The following is a 643-nucleotide window of genomic DNA, read 5'->3' on the forward strand; positions in this document are numbered from 1 at the left end:
ACTGAACATCGTCGTTGTTAACTACGTAAGTCCAAGCACCATCAGGGTCGATGCTCAATACGCCTAGCTGTGATTCGTTTGTTGAACCTACGAGGTTAAACTCACCGTCAGCTGAATAGGTAGGAGTGTCGCTGTCTACATCTGTAATTACGATCTGACCAGACGTCACTAATTGATTGGTGATCTCATCTACATCAATGTCCTCAGTCACACTGCCCGAGTCATCGGTAGCGACTGCCGCATCATCAGTACCAATGATGGTGACGGTGATGACTTGTTCGCCACCGTCGGAGGTTTGCACTGTCGTCGTATCTTGAATTTGCTCGCCATCAGCAAGTTCATCAAATGGACTGTTGGCCACGAATGTCCACGAGCCATCCTCATTAACGACAAAAGACCCGACCCCATTTTCGCCTTCCGCATCTTTGGCGATAAAGGTAACGTCCGGATCGTCAATGGTTAAAACGCCCCCGGTTTCAATAGGCTCATCCTGTTCAAACTCAATAACGTTGGTTTCACCTGAAACAAGCGCAAGAGCAATGATATCGAAAAGAGCAATACTTTGAGTTTCGGACAGCCCTTGAGATTCAAGTCCGTCAGTTTCAAAGTTTGTTGAAGCCAGAGTTTCAGCCCCTGTACGTTC

1 protein-coding gene is annotated in these 643 nt (G+C 47.4%); it reads right to left on the reverse strand.

The annotated features are described in order from the left end of the window. Positions 1–643, reverse strand: a 643-nt coding sequence (locus AB4496_RS23650) for a VCBS domain-containing protein (protein ID WP_372132206.1), incomplete at both ends; no start/stop codon positions are given.

It is taken from the genome of Vibrio sp. 10N.222.46.A1, from assembly GCF_041473595.1.
GTDB lineage: Bacteria > Pseudomonadota > Gammaproteobacteria > Enterobacterales > Vibrionaceae > Vibrio > Vibrio tasmaniensis_A.